Source organism: Mycobacterium sp. NPDC006124 (assembly GCF_040614235.1).
GTDB lineage: Bacteria > Actinomycetota > Actinomycetes > Mycobacteriales > Mycobacteriaceae > Mycobacterium.
The window spans coordinates 1-1,466 of the sequence record NZ_JBEXUA010000042.1 but is presented as its reverse complement, the minus strand read 5'-3'; the positions used below and the strand labels follow the sequence as shown (position 1 = coordinate 1,466).

The 1,466-nt window shown below is 67.8% G+C and carries 1 protein-coding gene; it reads right to left on the bottom strand.

Features of this window, described 5'->3' with window-relative positions:
- Positions 1 to 1,466: acetate--CoA ligase (gene acs / locus ABZ195_RS28625; RefSeq protein ID WP_355223255.1), on the bottom strand; the 1,466-nt coding region annotated here is incomplete at both ends.

Sequence of the window (1,466 nt, the reverse complement as noted above, 5' to 3'; positions counted from 1 at the left end):
CTTCGAAGACGCTGGGGTCGACGAGGGTGGAGGTGTCGCCGAGTTCGCGGCCTTCGGCGACGTCTCGGAGCAGGCGTCGCATGATCTTGCCGCTGCGGGTCTTGGGTAGTTCGGGCACGACGTGGATCTCGCGTGGGCGGGCGATGGGGGAGATCTCGGTGGCAACCTGCTTGCGCAGTTCGTCGACCATGTCCTCCTCGCCACCCTTCGCCGAGGCCTTGAGGATGACGAACGCGCAGATGGCTTGGCCGGTCTGCTCGTCGGTGGCGCCGACGACGGCGGCTTCGGCGACCCCGGAGTGCCCGACGAGTGCGGACTCGACCTCGGCGGTGGAGATGCGGTGGCCGGAGATGTTCATGACGTCGTCGATGCGGCCGAGAACCCAGATCTCGCCGTCGGTGCCGTAGCGGGCGCCGTCGCCGGCGAAGTACCAGCCCTGTTCGGCGAAGCGGGACCAGTAGGTCTCCTGGAAGCGCTCGGGGTCGCCCCAGATGCCGCGCAGCATCGAGGGCCACGGCTTGTCGAGCACCAGGTAACCGCTGGCCTGCTCGCCGTGGTCGGTGCCGGGCTCGAGCCGGTTGCCGTCGTCGTCGACGATGATCGCCGAGATGCCGGGCAGCGGGGTCATGGCCGACCCGGGTTTGGTGTCGGTGACGCCGGGCAGCGGGGAGATCATGATCGAACCGGTCTCGGTCTGCCACCAGGTGTCGACGATGGGGGTCTGGTCGGCGCCGAAGACGGTGCGGTACCAGCGCCACGCCTCGGGGTTGATGGGCTCGCCGACCGAACCCAGCAGACGCAGGCTCGACAGATCGTGGTCGGCGGCGTTTTGGCGGCCCAGCTTCATGAACGTTCGCACCAGCGTGGGGGCGGTGTAGTAGATCGTCACGCCGTACTTCTCGATGATCTCGAAGTGACGGTGCTCGGTGGGCGAGGTGGGAGTGCCCTCGTAGACGACTTGGGTGACGCCGTTGGAGAGCGGGCCGTAGACGATGTAGGTGTGCCCGGTGACCCAGCCGATGTCGGCGGTGCACCAGTACACGTCGGTCTCGGGTTTGACGTCGAAGACGTTGACATGGGTGTAGCTGCTTTGCGTGAGGTAGCCGCCGGTGGTGTGCATGATGCCCTTGGGCTTGCCGGTGGTGCCCGAGGTGTACAGCAGGAACAGCGGGTGCTCGGAGTCGAAGGCCTCGGGCTCGTGGTGCGTCGACGCGGCGTCGACGACGTCGTGCCACCACAGGTCGCGGCCCTCGGTCCAGCCGACGTCGATCCCGGTGCGCTTGACGACGAGCACGTGTTCGACGGAATCGGACGCCTCGACGGCTTCGTCGACGGCCTCCTTCAACGACGCGGCCTTGCCGCGGCGGTACTGCCCGTCGGTGGTGATGACGAGCTTGGCCTCGGCGTCCTCGACGCGGGCCTTCAGGGCGCTGGCGGAGAAGCCGGCGAACACCACCGAGTGCATG